The organism is Frateuria sp. GZRR33 (genome assembly GCF_051900425.1).
GTDB lineage: Bacteria > Pseudomonadota > Gammaproteobacteria > Xanthomonadales > Rhodanobacteraceae > Frateuria_A.
This window is the reverse complement of sequence record NZ_JBHZGK010000016.1, coordinates 1-14,121: the sequence shown is the minus strand read 5'-3', so window position 1 is coordinate 14,121 and position 14,121 is coordinate 1. Positions and strand designations below refer to the sequence as shown.

15 protein-coding genes and 4 tRNA genes are annotated in these 14,121 nt (G+C 68.7%); 16 read left to right on the top strand and 3 right to left on the bottom strand.

Translation table 11 applies throughout. The annotated features are described in order from the left end of the window. Positions 1 to 2: 2 nt before the first annotated feature. From ispE to ACFWZU_RS15255, 7 genes are all read left to right on the top strand, one after another. Positions 3 to 1,409 (top strand): 4-(cytidine 5'-diphospho)-2-C-methyl-D-erythritol kinase, encoded by a 1,407-nt coding sequence (gene ispE / locus ACFWZU_RS15285; protein ID WP_439702383.1) that lies wholly within the window; start codon positions 3 to 5, stop codon positions 1,407 to 1,409. A 44-nt stretch (positions 1,410 to 1,453) separates the two neighbouring features. Beyond that, a tRNA-Gln gene (locus ACFWZU_RS15280) sits at positions 1,454 to 1,530 on the top strand. Between the two features lie 61 nt (positions 1,531 to 1,591). Then, a complete protein-coding gene (locus ACFWZU_RS15275) occupies positions 1,592 to 2,530 on the top strand; it encodes a ribose-phosphate diphosphokinase (protein ID WP_439702412.1) in 939 nt (312 codons plus the stop codon). 87 nt (positions 2,531 to 2,617) lie between these two features. Then, positions 2,618 to 3,265 carry a 50S ribosomal protein L25/general stress protein Ctc gene (locus tag ACFWZU_RS15270; RefSeq protein WP_439702382.1) on the top strand — a complete coding sequence of 216 codons (648 nt, stop codon included), beginning with the start codon at positions 2,618 to 2,620 and terminating at the stop codon, positions 3,263 to 3,265. A gap of 51 nt (positions 3,266 to 3,316) precedes the next feature. Next, positions 3,317 to 3,907, top strand: a complete 591-nt coding sequence (gene pth / locus ACFWZU_RS15265) for an aminoacyl-tRNA hydrolase (RefSeq protein ID WP_439702381.1) — start codon at positions 3,317 to 3,319, stop codon at positions 3,905 to 3,907. 87 nt (positions 3,908 to 3,994) lie between these two features. Beyond that, on the top strand, positions 3,995 to 5,086 hold the full coding sequence (gene ychF, locus ACFWZU_RS15260) for a redox-regulated ATPase YchF (RefSeq protein WP_439702380.1): 1,092 nt from the start codon (positions 3,995 to 3,997) through the stop codon (positions 5,084 to 5,086). 458 nt (positions 5,087 to 5,544) lie between these two features. Next, positions 5,545 to 5,967, top strand: coding sequence for a hypothetical protein (locus ACFWZU_RS15255; RefSeq protein WP_439702379.1), 423 nt, complete (start codon positions 5,545 to 5,547; stop codon positions 5,965 to 5,967). A 59-nt stretch (positions 5,968 to 6,026) separates the two neighbouring features. Here the strand turns inward: ACFWZU_RS15255 and ACFWZU_RS15250 are convergent, their stop codons facing one another. Next, positions 6,027 to 6,452, bottom strand: a complete 426-nt coding sequence (locus ACFWZU_RS15250) for a DUF6491 family protein (protein ID WP_439702378.1) — start codon at positions 6,450 to 6,452, stop codon at positions 6,027 to 6,029. 227 nt (positions 6,453 to 6,679) lie between these two features. Here ACFWZU_RS15250 and egtB point away from each other — a divergent pair, with 227 nt between their 5' ends. The 4 genes from egtB to ACFWZU_RS15230 all read left to right on the top strand — a co-directional run bounded on the left by egtB (position 6,680) and on the right by ACFWZU_RS15230 (position 10,819). Beyond that, entirely contained in the window at positions 6,680 to 7,921 is a 1,242-nt protein-coding gene (gene egtB / locus ACFWZU_RS15245; RefSeq protein ID WP_439702377.1) for an ergothioneine biosynthesis protein EgtB, read from the top strand. Positions 7,922 to 7,942: 21 nt separating this feature from the next. Then, entirely contained in the window at positions 7,943 to 8,929 is a 987-nt protein-coding gene (egtD, locus tag ACFWZU_RS15240; protein WP_439702376.1) for an L-histidine N(alpha)-methyltransferase, read from the top strand. A 127-nt stretch (positions 8,930 to 9,056) separates the two neighbouring features. After that, positions 9,057 to 10,112, top strand: coding sequence for a class I SAM-dependent methyltransferase (locus tag ACFWZU_RS15235; protein ID WP_439702375.1), 1,056 nt, complete (start codon positions 9,057 to 9,059; stop codon positions 10,110 to 10,112). Beyond that, positions 10,109 to 10,819 carry a pseudouridine synthase gene (locus tag ACFWZU_RS15230; protein ID WP_439702374.1) on the top strand — a complete coding sequence of 237 codons (711 nt, stop codon included), beginning with the start codon at positions 10,109 to 10,111 and terminating at the stop codon, positions 10,817 to 10,819. Before ACFWZU_RS15235 ends, ACFWZU_RS15230 begins: the two co-directional genes overlap by 4 nt. Before the next feature lie 21 nt (positions 10,820 to 10,840). Here ACFWZU_RS15230 and ACFWZU_RS15225 read toward each other — a convergent pair whose 3' ends face one another. Beyond that, entirely contained in the window at positions 10,841 to 11,179 is a 339-nt protein-coding gene (locus tag ACFWZU_RS15225; protein WP_439702373.1) for a YkgJ family cysteine cluster protein, read from the bottom strand. 103 nt (positions 11,180 to 11,282) lie between these two features. Between ACFWZU_RS15225 and ACFWZU_RS15220 the strand changes: the two genes are divergently transcribed. Further along, positions 11,283 to 12,842, top strand: coding sequence for a protein adenylyltransferase SelO (locus ACFWZU_RS15220; RefSeq protein ID WP_439702411.1), 1,560 nt, complete (start codon positions 11,283 to 11,285; stop codon positions 12,840 to 12,842). 118 nt (positions 12,843 to 12,960) lie between these two features. Here ACFWZU_RS15220 and trxC read toward each other — a convergent pair whose 3' ends face one another. Next, positions 12,961 to 13,398 (bottom strand): thioredoxin TrxC, encoded by a 438-nt coding sequence (trxC, locus tag ACFWZU_RS15215; protein ID WP_439702372.1) that lies wholly within the window; start codon positions 13,396 to 13,398, stop codon positions 12,961 to 12,963. A 171-nt stretch (positions 13,399 to 13,569) separates the two neighbouring features. Between trxC and ACFWZU_RS15210 the strand changes: the two genes are divergently transcribed. From ACFWZU_RS15210 to ACFWZU_RS15195, 4 genes are all read left to right on the top strand, one after another. Next, positions 13,570 to 13,655, top strand: a tRNA-Tyr gene (locus ACFWZU_RS15210). A 31-nt stretch (positions 13,656 to 13,686) separates the two neighbouring features. After that, positions 13,687 to 13,760: transfer RNA gene (locus ACFWZU_RS15205), tRNA-Gly, on the top strand. 79 nt (positions 13,761 to 13,839) lie between these two features. Then, positions 13,840 to 13,915: transfer RNA gene (locus tag ACFWZU_RS15200), tRNA-Thr, on the top strand. Positions 13,916 to 13,995: 80 nt separating this feature from the next. Then, positions 13,996 to 14,121, top strand: a 126-nt coding sequence (locus ACFWZU_RS15195; RefSeq protein WP_229730253.1) for a GTP-binding protein, incomplete at its 3' end; no start/stop codon positions are given.

Here is a 14,121-nt window from a genome sequence, read left to right as displayed (position 1 = left end):
CCATGGCGGTGACGATCGCGCGCGCCGTGGCCGCGCAGGTACCCGCGTTGTGCGCGATCGAGCGCGCGGCCGTGGAGCTGTTCCGCGGCCATCGCGCATGGCCTGCCTACGCGGCCATGGCGATCCCGCCCGAACTGCTGGAAGTGGCGGTCTCGCGCGGCCTGGTCTGGGTGGCGCTGGAAGAGGGCGCACCGGTCGGCTTCGTGTGGCTGCAGGACGGAATGGCCGAAGGCGCCCTCGAAATCGCCGAGATCGACGTCCTGCCGGCGCACGGGCGCCAGGGGATCGGTGCCGCATTGCTCGAACACGCCTGCGCTTGGGCAGGCGAGGCCGGCTACCAACGCATCGACCTGGGCACGCTGGCCGACGTGCCGTGGAACGCGCCGTTCTATGCCAGGCATGGCTTCGCAACGGTGGACAAGGCCGACCCGGCCTTCGCCCGTGCCCGCGAGCGCGACCGCGAGAACGGTTTTCCCGATGATTTGCGCGTTTTCATGTCGCGCCCGCTTGCCGCTCCTGCTTCCGATGGGTGGACCGTCTGGCCCGCGCCGGCCAAGCTCAACCTGTTTTTACGCATCGTGGGTCGTCGCGCCGACGGCTACCACGACCTGCAGACCGTGTTCCGCCTGCTCGACTGGGGCGACGAACTGCGCGTGCACGTGCGCCGGGATGGCGCCATCGTCCGCACGAACGAGGTCCGCGGCGTGCCGGCCGAGACGGACCTGGTGATACGCGCCGCGCGCTTGCTGCAGGCGGAAGCCGGCGTCACGCTGGGCGCCGGGATCGCCGTGGACAAGCGCATCCCCATGGGCGGCGGCCTCGGCGGCGGCAGCTCCGATGCCGCCACCGCGCTGGTCGCGCTCAACCACCTGTGGGGCTGTGGCCTGGACGAGGACGCGCTGGCGGGCCTGGCACACCGGCTGGGCGCCGACGTGCCGGTGTTCGTGCGCGGCCGTTCGGCCTGGGCCGAGGGCGTGGGCGAGCGGCTCACGCCCGTCGCGCTGCCGCGGCGCTGGTACGTGGTGCTGGACCCGGGCGAGCACGTGCCCACGGCGGCTTTGTTTCAAGCGTCTGAATTGACACGAAATGCACCGCCGGCGACAATTTCGTCCTTTGCTTCCGGCGAAACGGCCGAAAACGCGTTCGAGCCGGTCGCGCGCGCGCGACACCCGAAGGTGGCCGCGGCGCTGGACTGGCTCTCGCGCTTCGGCCGCGCCCGGCTTTCCGGCAGCGGCGGGTGCGTGTTCCTGGAAACCGCTTCGCTCGCGCAGGCGCGGAAGGTGGTGCGGGAGTGTCCTCAGGCCTTCGCGGCGCAACTGGCCGCGGGGCTGGAGGTCTCGCCCCTGCATCGGTCCCTCGCGCGCCATCGCGCACGGGGCGTGGTGCCGGGGCAGCCGTTGCGGGCTTGATACATACGACAGGCGGTCAGGACGACGGCCTGCCAACGAAACACTGGGGCGTCGCCAAGCTGGTTAAGGCACGGGATTTTGATTCCCGCATGCGCAGGTTCGAATCCTGCCGCCCCAGCCACATTGAATCGGCCATTCACGAATGGCTCTTTGAGGAATCACAAGTGGACACGTCCACCCCGATGCTCTTCACCGGCAATGCCCATCGCGCCCTGGCCGAGGACGTCGCGCAGCGGCTCGGCGTCCCGCTGGGCAAAGCGCTGGTCGGCAAGTTCAGCGACGGCGAAGTGCAGATCGAGATCGAGGAGAACGTGCGCCGCCAGGAAGTGTTCGTGCTGCAGCCGACCGGCGCACCGAGCGCGGAAAACCTGATCGAGATGCTCGCCCTGGTCGACGCGCTCAAGCGCGCCTCGGCCGCCAGCGTCACCGCGGTGATGCCGTACTTCGGCTACGCCCGGCAGGATCGCCGCCCGCGCTCGGCGCGCGTGCCGATCACCGCCAAGCTCGTCGCCAAGCTGATCGGCACCGCGGGCGTGGACCGCGTGCTCACGGTCGACCTGCACGCCGACCAGATCCAGGGCTTCTTCGACATTCCGGTGGATAACGTCTATGCCTCGCCGCTGCTGCTGGCGGACATCTGGCGCAACCATTCGATGGACGACATCATCGTGGTCAGCCCGGACGTCGGCGGCGTGGTGCGCGCCCGCGCGATCGCCAAGCGGCTGGACGACGCCGACCTGGCGATCATCGACAAGCGCCGCCCCAAGGCCAATGTCGCCACGGTGATGAACATCATCGGCGAGGTCGACGGCAAGACCTGCGTGCTGGTCGACGACATCGTCGACACCGCCGGCACGCTGTGCGCCGCGGCCGCGGCGCTGAAGGAGCGCGGCGCGCGCAAGGTGGTTGCCTACTGTGTGCACCCGGTGCTCTCGGGCGCGGCGATCGGCAACATCGAGAACTCCCAGCTCGACCAGCTGGTGGTCACCAACACGCTGCCGCTGCGCCCCGAGGCGCAGGGCTGCAGCAAGATCCGCCAGCTCTCGGTCGCCGAGCTGCTGGCCGAAACCATCCGCCGCATCGCCTTCGGCGAGTCGGTGAGTTCGCTTTACGTGGACTGACGGTCCGCGTTCCCAAGGCTTCCCTGGTCGCGGGGAAGTCACCTGTCCGCCGCGAGGCGGGCAAACACAACCAAGGTAGTAACAGCAATGGCCCAGACTCATGAAATCAAGGCCCAGAGCCGCAAGGACGAGGGGAAAGGTGCGAGCCGCCGCCTGCGTCATGCCGCGATGGTGCCTGCCGTCGTCTACGGTGGCACCCAGCCGCCGCAGAGCATCCAGATCGAGCACAACACCATCCTGCTCGCCGCCAAGAACGAGTGGTTCTTCTCCTCGATCCTCGACCTGAACGTCGACGGCAAGGTGCAGAAGGTGCTGGTGCGCGACTGGCAGAAGCATCCGTTCAAGCAGCAGATGCTGCACATGGACTTCCTGCGCGTGAACGAGAACGAAGCGATCCGCGTGAACGTGCCGCTGCACTTCCTCAACCAGGAGAAGTCCGCCGCCGGCAAGACCTCCGGCGTGGTGATCTCGCACAACCTGACCGAAGTGGAAGTGTCCTGCCTGCCGGGCAACCTGCCCGAGCACATCGACCTGGACCTGAGCGACCTGAAGCCCGGCGACATCGTCCACCTGTCGCAGATCACGCTGCCCAAGGGCGTGAGCCTGCCGGCGCTGAACCTGGGCGCGGACCACGACATCGCCGTGGTCACCGCCAATGCGGTCAAGGAAGAGGCCGAGCCGGCCGCCGAAGCGGCTGCGCCGGAAGGCGAAGCCAAGCCCGCCGAGAAGAAGTAAGCCCATCCGGGCCTCCCGCCTCGCGCGGGAGGCCCGGTCATCGGCTACGGCATGGCTGGACTCAAGCTCATCGTCGGCCTGGGCAATCCTGGCGCCGAATATCTCCGGACCCGGCACAATGCCGGGTTCTGGTTTGTGGACGCACTGGCCTCCGGCCAGGGCGAGCGTTTCGCCTTCGACGGCAAACTGCACGGCGAGGCCTGCCGCGTGCGCATCGGCGGCGAGGGCGTGTGGCTGCTCAAGCCATCCACCTTCATGAACAAGAGCGGCATCGCGGTCGCCTCCGCGCTGCGCTACTACAAGATCCAGCCCGACGAATGCCTTGTGGCGCACGACGAGCTGGACCTGCCTGCAGGCACCGTGCGGATGAAATTCGACGGCGGCCACGGCGGCCAGAACGGCCTGCGAGACACCATGCAGCATCTCGGCCACGGCAAGTTCCACCGGCTGCGCATCGGCATCGGCCACCCGGGCCACAAGGACAAGGTCACGCCCTGGGTACTCGGCAAGCCGTCCGCGCAGGACGAGGATGCCATCCTCGACGGCATCGCCCGTGCGCTGGATGTGCTGCCGCTCGCGGTCGGCGGGCAGTTCGACAAGGCGATGCAACAACTGCACACCGCGGGGGCAGGGAACGGCTAGCGGGAACGCGAGCGCGCCCGACGCGCCGTCCAGCTACCCATCCCGCTTTCCAGGTTTCCCACATCTGTTTTTCCCGGAGTCCCCACCATGGGCATCAAATGCGGCATCGTCGGCCTGCCCAACGTCGGCAAGTCCACCCTGTTCAACGCGCTGACCAAGGCCGGCATCGCCGCCGCCAACTTCCCGTTCTGCACCATCGAGCCGAATGTGGGCGTGGTGCCGGTACCGGATGAGCGCCTCAATGCGCTCTCGGCCATCGTCAACCCGCAGAAGGTCGTCCCGACCGCGGTCGAGTTCGTCGACATCGCTGGCCTGGTCGCCGGCGCGTCCAAGGGCGAGGGCCTGGGCAACAAGTTCCTGGCGCACATCCGCGAGGTCGACGCGATCGCCCACGTGGTGCGCTGCTTCGAGCACAGCGACATCGTGCACGTTGCCGGCAAGGTCGATCCGATCGCCGACATCGAGACGATCGACACCGAGCTCGCGCTGGCCGACCTGGACTCGGTCGAGAGGGCGCTCAACCGCGCCGAGCGCGCGGCCAAGGCCAACGACAAGGAAGCGCTGGCGAAAAGGCCGGTGCTGCAGAAGCTCGCCGCGGCGTTGAACGAAGGCAAGTCGGCACGCAGCGTCGACCTGGACGACGAGGAGCGCGCACTCGTCCGCGACCTCTTCCTGCTTACGCTCAAACCACTGATGTACATCGCCAACGTCCGCGAGGACGGCTTCGAGAACAACCCGCACCTGGATGCCGTGCGCGCCCGCGCGGCGACGGAGGGTGCCGAGGTGGTGCCCGTGTGCGCGGCGATCGAGGAGGAACTGGCCCAGCTCGACGACGCCGACCGCGACGAATTTCTCAAGGATCTCGGCCTGGAAGAGCCCGGCCTGAACCGCGTGATCCGCGCCGGCTACAAGCTGCTCAACCTGCAGACCTACTTCACTGCGGGCGTCAAGGAAGTGCGCGCCTGGACGGTGAAGAAGGGCGCCACCGCGCCGCAGGCGGCCGGCGTCATCCACACCGATTTCGAGCGCGGCTTCATCCGCGCCGAGACCGTCTCCTACGACGACTTCATCCAGTACAAGGGCGAGGCCGGCGCAGCCCAGGCCGGTCGCCTGCGCAAGGAAGGCAAGGACTACATCGTCAAGGACGGCGACGTGCTGCACTTCCTGTTCAACGTCTGAGCCCGGCGGGGATCCGCCGCTCTGCCGGTGGATCCCGCCCAGAGGCGCCCCCATCCGCCTGTCGGCACCTTCCCCGTGGAGCGGGGGAAGGCTCACGGCGGGAGGCCTCAGGGGGCGCGTGAGTGCTCCTTTTTCGCCTGCAGTGGTCGATCCTTCCCCCGCTTGCGGGAGCCCCGAACGGCGAAGGGGGGGGGCGGACGAGCCGCATCACCTCTCTCTGACGAAGCTTCTTCCGCGCGGCACTTGGCAGAGGGGGCCTCCGGCTACAGCGCGAGCCGCTGAAATGCAACGCCGCCAGGAAGTATCGGCGCGCCTCGCCGCATAGACCATGGCCGCCTCGTAGTGCACCGCCCATCCGCAAGCGCCCGTTGAACCGCACCGGCGTCCTTAAGTGCCGATTAAGCGCATCCGCCGGAGCATCGGCGCGAAGGGCAATCTCGCCCGATGGAGGCATGAACATGACCAGGCATTGGATGGGCAAATCCGCGCTGGCGATGGCTGCCCTGCTGCTGGCGTCGACCGCGGCGCTGCCGGCCGCCGCATCCGCGCACGACTGGCACGACCGTGGCTGGCACGGTCGCGGCCACTACGACCGTGGTTGGCATGACCGCGGCTGGCACGATCACTACCGCTACGACCGCGGCGGCCACTGGAGCGGCGGCCGCTGGGTGGCCGGCGCGATCGTCGCCGGCGCGGTGATCGGCCTGGTGGACGATGCGCTCAGCCCGCCGCCGCGCGTGGTGTACGAGCGGCCGGTCTACCGCCGCCCGGTGCGGGTCGTCTACGAGGAGCCGGTAGTCACCCGTCGCGTGGTCGAGACGCGCACGGTCTACGTCGAGCAGGCGCCTCCCACCCGTTACGTCGGTTACGACGGCGACTGAGCACGCGTCAGTGAATGAAACAGGCCCGGCGATGCCGGGCCTGTTCGTATCTGCGGCCATTACCCGGCAGGAGACGACTCCGCCGCGCTGCCGTGGCGCGCGGCGCGGGTGCGCATCTGCTCGAATCGCCCCTTGTCGACCATTTCCAGCGACGAAATCGCGCACGGCGGCTGGTCGCGGGCGCTGACGGTCTCGCCCAGGTCGCCGCAAATGCGGCCACCGCCGACCGACTTGCCCGATGCGCTGGCCCTGAGCAGGAACCCGGGTACGCCGATGCCCAGGCGCGGGCAATCGGCCTTCAGGTGCACCACGTAGCGATACGGTCCCGTGCGCACCAGTGCCGTGCGCGCATCGACCACGTGCCACTCATTGATCTTGTCGGTCTGGATGCACTGGGCATACGGCAGCGCCTTGCCGGGCGCGCTGGCGGCGAACACCGCGGAACTGCTGGCGGCAAGCAAAAGCAGGAAGGACAGGCGTTTCATGGCATCACCTCGCGGGGGAAGGCGCACGTAGTCGGCAGCCCAGCATCGCGCGCCCGTGCCGGCAGCGCCAGCGCCGCCTTGTCAGGAATCTGCCATCGGTCGATCACACGTATTGAACGGGCGCTGCGCCATGCTCCGGGGATGCCAACGGTCCGATCCGTTTCGCGCTTCAGCGTCGCTGGCAAGGCGCACGCGTACCGCGCGACCGACCCACGAAGGAGCAGGCCATGACGCAGCTGAGCCCCCTCGCCGGCGACACGCTCGCGCAGCGCTACCGGCAGGTCCGCCAGCAGACCCTGCAACTTTGCGCAGGGCTCACGGCCGAAGACGTGATGGTGCAGTCGATGCCCGACGCGAGCCCCGCGAAGTGGCATCTGGCGCACACCACCTGGTTCTTCGAGCAGTTCGTGCTGGCCCGCGATCCGCGTTACCGCCCGCGCGATCCCGCCTGGCACTACCTGTTCAATTCCTACTACCAGAGCGTCGGGCCGATGCACGCCCGCCCGCAACGCGGCCTGCTCTCGCGCCCTTCGCTGGACGAGGTGCTGGCTTATCGGCGGCATGTCGACGAGGCGCTGGGCGCGATGCTGCTTCGTGGTGACGGGGCCGCGCCGACAGCGGTGATCGAACTGGGCCTGCAGCATGAGCAGCAGCACCAGGAGCTGTTGCTCACTGACATCCTGCACGCCTTCTGGAGCAACCCGCTGTTGCCGGCCTACATGCAGGCGGCGCCGGCGCCCACGACCTCCGTGTCCCTGCAATTCCTGCCGGGTGGGGAGGGCGTGGTGGAGATCGGCCATACGGGCGAGGGCTTTGCCTTCGACAACGAAACCCCGCGCCACAACACCTTGCTGGCGCCGCACGCGCTGGCCAACCGGCTGGTCACCAACGAGGAATACGCCGCGTTCGTGCACGACGGCGGCTACCGCGAGCCGTCGTTGTGGCTGTCCGACGGCTGGGCCACCGTGCAGAACGAAGGATGGCAGCGCCCGCTCTACTGGCGCGCCGACCTGGCCAGCGCCTTCTCGCTGGCGGGCGTGCAGGCACTCGATCCCAATGCCCCGGTCTGCCACCTGAGCTACTTCGAAGCCGATGCGTTCGCCCGCTGGGCCGGCGCGCGGCTGCCCACGGAAGCCGAATGGGAGGCCGCCGCTGCCACGCTGCCGGCCCGGGGCAACCTGCTCGAGGGCGTGCCGCGGCTGCCGCAGGCCGCCCAAGGCACCGGATTACTCCAGATGTACGGCGATGCGTGGGAATGGACCGCCTCGCCCTACGTCGCCTATCCGGGCTTTCGTCCCCTGCCGGGCGCGCTCGGCGAATACAACGGCAAGTTCATGTGCGGCCAATGGGTGCTGCGTGGCGGTTCGTGCGCCACCCCCGCCGGCCACGTGCGCGCGAGCTACCGCAACTTCTTCCCCCCGCAGGCGCGCTGGCAGTTCGCCGGGCTGCGCCTTGCCAAGGACCGATAAAACCTCAAGGAGCATTTCCCCATGAACATCCGTGCCCTGGACCTGCCCACCGACGCCCGCACGCCGTCGGCCGGCGGGTTGCTGGAGACCGTCCGCCGCGGGCTGCGCGCGCAGCCCAAGCGCCTGCCCTCGTGGTTGTTCTACGACGCGCAGGGATCGGCGCTGTTCGAACGCATCTGCGAACAGCCGGAGTACTACCTCACTCGGTGCGAAATCGCACTGATGCGCGAGCACGCCGCTAGCATCGCCGACACGCTGGGCGTGGACGTGCGCCTGGTCGAATACGGCAGCGGCAGCGCCATCAAGACGCGCGTGCTGCTCGAACACATGGCCGCGCCGGTGAGCTACGTACCGGTGGAAATCTCACCCGAGCCGCTGCAGCAAAGCGTGCGGCGCCTGGGTGAGCACTTTCCGCACCTGCCGGTACAGCCGCTGTGCGCCGACTTCAGCCGCCCGCTGCGCCTGCCGATCCCGCCGCGCGCGCCGCGGCGGACGGTCGTCTATTTCCCGGGCTCGACCATCGGCAATTTCGACGCGCGCGAGGCGATCGCGCTGCTGCGCAAGATGCGGACGGAAATGGGCGACAACGGCGGCATCCTGATCGGCGCGGACCTGAAAAAGGACACGGCGGTGATCGAGGCCGCCTACAACGACGCCGCAGGCATCACGGCGGCGTTCACCCTGAACATGCTCGCGCGCCTGAACCGCGAGCTGGGCAGCGATTTCGACCTCGCCGCGTTTCGCCACCGCGCGCACTACAACGCGCTGGCCGGGCGCATCGAAACCAGCCTGGTCAGCCAGCGGGAGCAGCGGGTGCACGTGGGCCGCAGCCAGATCGCCTTCGACAAGGACGAAGCGATCCGCGTGGAGGTCAGCTGCAAGTACTCGCTGGAAGACTTCGCGCTGCTCGCGGGCAAGGCCGGGCTCGAGGTGCTGCGCGTGTGGCTGGATCCCGAACGCATGTTCAGCGTGCAGTACCTGGTTCGCGCCGGCTCGGTCGCGCGTTAGGCCGTCGCAGTCGGGCAGCGAGCGTCGGCCCGCTGCCTCGGGCACGGATCAGTTCGCGGACTGCCGCCCGCGTTGACGTCAACGCCAACGCGTAGAATCCGGCTCCCATCCCGTCAGCCCTTATCCGATGGCAACCACTGTCGCCACCGCGCCCGCGCTCCAGCTGGACGCCCTGTTCCTGCCCGTCTTCAGCGGCGAGCTTCGGGTGCCCGACGACGGCCAGGTGCTTTTCCTGCGTGCCCGCGACGGTGCGCCGCTGCGCACGTTCGTCCGACCCGGTTGGCTTTGCGAGCAGACCTTCAAGCCGTTCGCCGACGAGCTCCGCCGCGCGGGCGTGGCGGTCGGGGAGCCCGCGCAGGACGAACGCTTTGCGTTGGTCCTCGTACTGCCGCCGCGCCAGCGTGACGAGGCCCGTGCCTCGTTCGCCCGCGCCGCGCATTACCTGCAGCCCGGCGGCGTCATGCTGGTAGCGGTCCCCAATGCCGAAGGCGCGAAATCGGCCGAAGCGGATGTCGCGCGGCTTTTCGGCGCGGTGCGCAGCCTGTCCAAGCACAAGTGCCGCGTGTTCTGGGCGGGCGCCGGCGATGCGCTGGACACCCGACTGCTGGCCGAATGGGAAGCGCTCGATGCGCCGCGCCGGATCGCCGGTGGCTATCTCAGCCGACCGGGGCTGTTTGCCTGGGATCGCATCGATACGGCCTCGGCGCTGCTTGCGGCCCATCTGCCGCAGGACCTGCGTGGCCGTGTCGCCGATCTTGGCGCGGGCTACGGGTATCTCGCCGCGCAGGTGATCACGCGCTGTCCCGGCGTCACCGCGGTGGATCTGTATGAAGCGGAGAAGCGCGCGCTGGAGCCGGCACGCGCGAATCTCGCCGAAGGTGTCGCGACCAGCGGTCGCGACATCGACGTGCACGTGCATTGGCACGACGTCACCGCCGGCCTGCCGCATCGCTACGACGCGATCGTGAGCAACCCGCCGTTCCACCAGGGGCGCGCGGACCTGCCGGAACTGGGGCGCGCCTTTATCGATGCCGCCGCGGAAGCTTTGCTGCCGCGCGGTCGCCTGTGGCTGGTCGCCAACCGGCACCTGCCATACGAGGCCACGCTGGCCGCCCGCTTCGCGCAGGTACGCACGGTGACGACGCAGGACGGTTTCAAGGTGATCGAGGCGGTGCGCGCATGAAGCTGGTACGCCTGATCGCCAACCTCGGCTACGGCAGCCGCAAGGAAGTGACGCAGCTGTTCCGCGAGGGGCGCGTCACCGACCCGGCGGGCGAGGTGCTGTACACGGACGACAAGGTCGAACACGCCGACATCCGCATCGACGGCGAGATGCTCGACCCGCCCACCGGCCTGGTGCTCCTGATGCACAAGCCGACCGGCTACACCTGCTCGCGCAAGGACGCGGGCCGCCTGGTCTATGACCTGCTGCCGCCGCGCTGGCGACGGCGCGATCCGGCCTTGTCCACCGTCGGCCGGCTCGACCGGGATACGTCCGGATTGCTGCTGCTCACCGACGACGGCGCGTTGCTCCACCGGATCATTTCCCCCAAGGCCAACGTGGCCAAGGTCTATGAGGCGACGCTCGCCCGCGACCTGCAGGGCGGCGAGGGCGAGCTGTTCGCCAGCGGCACGCTGATGCTCGAATCGGAAACCACGCCGCTTGCGCCGGCGCAGCTGCAAGTGCTCGAACCGCGGCGCGCACGGCTGACCGTCACCGAGGGCCGCTACCACCAGGTGCGGCGCATGTTCGCCGCGGCGGGCAACCACGTGGAGACGCTCGAGCGCGTGGCGATCGGACGGCTGACGCTCGATGGACTTGCTCCAGGCGCGTGGCGGGCGCTTGCGACGGACGAGGTGGCCAGCGCCTTCGAGCCGCCGCTTCCTTAGGAGCGGACTGGCAGCCGTTTCCTACAGGAGCTTCACGGGCGTGGGAATGGACGGGCCATACCATTTGCGCCGCTCGTCCCGGCAGCCGGGACTGCCCATGGCGTACTTGCGGCAGATGGTCGGGCGTTGCCCGTAGATCGTGCAGCGCGAGGTGTCCGGGTCGACCGCCGCGCACCAGCCGTCTTCCCCCTTGGCGAGGGTCGCCAGTCCCCGATCGTCGTGTGTCACCAGCCAGTCGGGGACGTCGTCCTCGGGCATCAGGACCACGGTCAGGCGGCAACACACCGCGGCACAATCCGAGCATTGCACGGACGGGTCTATGTCCGCACCGTAGCGGTCGTTCTCTAGGTCATCGTTCACGCGTCAGTATGCCTTTTTTGTCGGGCTCCTCGTGCTAAACATTCGTGTTCGCGCGGCGCGGCGCGTGCGCACGTCCCGTAGCGAAGCGGCGTGCGATCATCCGGTGATGCGCCTGGACTTCGACAATGCCTTCGTGCGGGACCTCGCCGGCGACCCCGAGCGCGGCTCGCGCCTGCGGCAGGTGGAAGGTGCCGCCTGGTCGCATGTCCAGCCCACGCCCGTGCCGGCGCCGCATGTGGTGGCCTGGTCGGCCGAGATGGCGGCGACCCTGGGGCTGTCCGCACAGGACATCGAGAGTCCGGACTTCGCCCGCGTGTTTGGCGGCAACGCGCTGCTGGATGGCATGCAACCGTGGGCAAGCAACTACGGTGGCCACCAGTTCGGTGTATGGGCCGGGCAACTGGGCGACGGCCGCGCGATCTCGCTGGCCGAGGCGCTCGATGCGCGCGGTCAACGCTGGGAGCTGCAGCTCAAGGGGGCCGGGCCCACGCCGTATTCGCGCGGTGCCGATGGCCGCGCTGTGCTGCGTTCCTCCATCCGCGAGTTCCTGTGCAGCGAGGCCATGCATCATCTCGGCATTCCCTCCACGCGCGCGCTCTGCCTGCTCGAGACCGGCGAGGCGGTGGTGCGCGACATGTTCTACGACGGCCATTCGCGCGAGGAGCCGGGCGCGATCGTCTGCCGCCTCGCGCCCTCGTTCATCCGCTTCGGCAACTTCGAATTGCCTTATGCGCGCAACGACGTGGCGCTGCTGCGCCAGATAGCGGACTTCACCATCCGTCGGGACTTCCCCCAGTTGCGCGGACAGGGCGAGTCGCTCTATGCCGACTGGTTCGGCGAGGTATGCGAGCGCACCGCGCGTTTGATGGCGCAATGGATGCGCGTCGGTTTCGTGCACGGCGTCATGAACACCGACAACATGTCGATCCTGGGCCTGACCATCGACTACGGTCCCTACGGCTGGATCGACGACTACGATCCGGACTGGACGCCCAACACCACCGACGCGGTACGCCGGCGCTACCGCTTCGGCCAGCAGCCCAACGTGGCATGGTGGAACCTCACCCGGCTGGCCAGTGCGCTGTCGCCGTTGTTCGGCGACGTCGCGCCGCTGCAGGCTGGGCTCGATCGTTATGTCCGCGCGTGGGAAGCGGCCGACCGCGCCAACGTGGCGGCGAAGTTGGGGCTCGCGCATGCATCCGACGACGACCTCGCCTTGCGCGACGGCCTGCACGCCTGGATGCGCGAGGCGCAGGCGGACATGACACTCACCTGGCGCGCGCTGATCGACCTGGACCCGGCTGCGCCCTCGCCGGACGTGCTGGCGGACGTGTGCTATGACGAGGGGCGGCGCGTGGCCGCCGAGCCCGCCCTGCGCGACTGGCTGGACCGTTACGCCGCGCGCCTGCGCGAGGATCCGTTGCCCGTCGCCCAGCGCCGCAGCCGCATGCGGCTGGCCAGCCCCAGGTACATCTTGCGTAACTACCTGGCCCAGCAGGCGATCGACCGGGCGGAGCAGGGCGACTACGCGCTCGTGCACGAACTGCTGGACGTGATGCGTCATCCGTACGACGAGCAGCCGGGGCGCGAGCCGTTTGCCGCCAGGCGCCCCGACTGGGCCAGGCAGCGTGCCGGTTGCTCGATGCTGTCCTGCAGTTCGTAGCGTTGGCTGCCGCGCGGCACGTTGCCGACAGCGGAGCCGCCGCGCGCCTGCGCGACTATGGCCTGCGGAACCGCGCGCCGGCGCCGGCGGACAGCCGTCCCAGCGTCGGCGTGAAGGACTAGCGCAGCGCCCCTTCGACGAACTGCCGCAGTTGCGCGGCATTGAGCGCGCCGGCTTGCCGGGCGATCTCTCGGCCACCCCTGAACAGCGCGAGCGTGGGGATGCTGCGAATGCCGAAGCGCTGCGCGAGTTGCGGCTGCGCATCGGTGTCCACCTTGGCCAGGCGCAGGCGCGGCTCGAACTGGCGGGCAGCTTCGGCGATCACAGGCGCGAAGCCGCGGCAGGGCCCGCACCAGGTGGCCCAGAAGTCGACCAGCACCGGCAGGTCGCCGCGTCCGGCCACCGCGTCGAAGTTGGCCGTCGTCAGCTCGATCGGCTTGCCTTCGAACAGCGCCTGCCTGCAGCGCCCGCATACCGGGTGTTCGGCAACGCGTTCGGCCGGGACGCGGTTGAGCGCACTGCAATGCGGGCAGGGGACGGTCAGGGGTGCGGACATGGCATGCTCCGGAGGGCTCCGGGTCGATATGGCGATGACCGTACGCAGCGCAAGCGGTCCGGACGCTGGAGCGCCGGAAGATCGTGCGCGAAAGTCGCCGCCACGGCGAATTTGGCCGTCGCAAAGTGTTGACACATCCGGGGCCGCTCGCGAAAATAGGCGTTCTTTGTTGGAGGGATACCCAAGCGGCCAACGGGGGCAGACTGTAAATCTGCTGGCTTACGCCTTCGGTGGTTCGAATCCACCTCCCTCCACCATCAAGACGAGTTCCGCGCAGGGTGTTGCCAGGCGGGAGTAGTTCAATGGTAGAACCTCAGCCTTCCAAGCTGATGGTGCGGGTTCGATTCCCGTCTCCCGCTCCATTGATCTCGTCACAGGGTTTTTGAGGTTCGGCCGGATGCCGGGCCATTCGCCACCCAGGAAGGGTGCTGAAAGAACTTCGCTCATGTAGCTCAGTCGGTAGAGCACTTCCTTGGTAAGGAAGAGGTCACAGGTTCGATTCCTGTCATGAGCACCATCTCACGCGGCTGCCGCCGGTCGCTCCGGGCCTACGGCAGGTTTTCTTTTTTTCATTGACTCCATCGGGGTTTAGCGCGCATGGCAAAGGGTAAGTTCGAACGCACCAAGCCGCACGTGAACGTCGGCACGATCGGCCACGTGGACCACGGCAAGACGACGCTGACGGCGGCGCTGACCAAGGTCGGAGCCGAGCGCTTCGGTGGC

What these genes read in the sequence shown, in the direction of transcription:
- ispE (WP_439702383.1), top strand. Translation starts at nt 3, where the DNA reads ATGGCGGTGACGATCGCGCGCGCCGTGGCCGCGCAGGTACCCGCGTTG.
- ACFWZU_RS15275 (WP_439702412.1), top strand. Translation starts at nt 1,592, where the DNA reads ATGCTCTTCACCGGCAATGCCCATCGCGCCCTGGCCGAGGACGTCGCG.
- ACFWZU_RS15270 (WP_439702382.1), top strand. Translation starts at nt 2,618, where the DNA reads ATGGCCCAGACTCATGAAATCAAGGCCCAGAGCCGCAAGGACGAGGGG.
- pth (WP_439702381.1), top strand. Translation starts at nt 3,317, where the DNA reads ATGGCTGGACTCAAGCTCATCGTCGGCCTGGGCAATCCTGGCGCCGAA.
- ychF (WP_439702380.1), top strand. Translation starts at nt 3,995, where the DNA reads ATGGGCATCAAATGCGGCATCGTCGGCCTGCCCAACGTCGGCAAGTCC.
- ACFWZU_RS15255 (WP_439702379.1), top strand. Translation starts at nt 5,545, where the DNA reads ATGACCAGGCATTGGATGGGCAAATCCGCGCTGGCGATGGCTGCCCTG.
- ACFWZU_RS15250 (WP_439702378.1), bottom strand. Translation starts at nt 6,452, where the DNA reads ATGAAACGCCTGTCCTTCCTGCTTTTGCTTGCCGCCAGCAGTTCCGCG.
- egtB (WP_439702377.1), top strand. Translation starts at nt 6,680, where the DNA reads ATGACGCAGCTGAGCCCCCTCGCCGGCGACACGCTCGCGCAGCGCTAC.
- egtD (WP_439702376.1), top strand. Translation starts at nt 7,943, where the DNA reads ATGAACATCCGTGCCCTGGACCTGCCCACCGACGCCCGCACGCCGTCG.
- ACFWZU_RS15235 (WP_439702375.1), top strand. Translation starts at nt 9,057, where the DNA reads ATGGCAACCACTGTCGCCACCGCGCCCGCGCTCCAGCTGGACGCCCTG.
- ACFWZU_RS15230 (WP_439702374.1), top strand. Translation starts at nt 10,109, where the DNA reads ATGAAGCTGGTACGCCTGATCGCCAACCTCGGCTACGGCAGCCGCAAG.
- trxC (WP_439702372.1), bottom strand. Translation starts at nt 13,398, where the DNA reads ATGTCCGCACCCCTGACCGTCCCCTGCCCGCATTGCAGTGCGCTCAAC.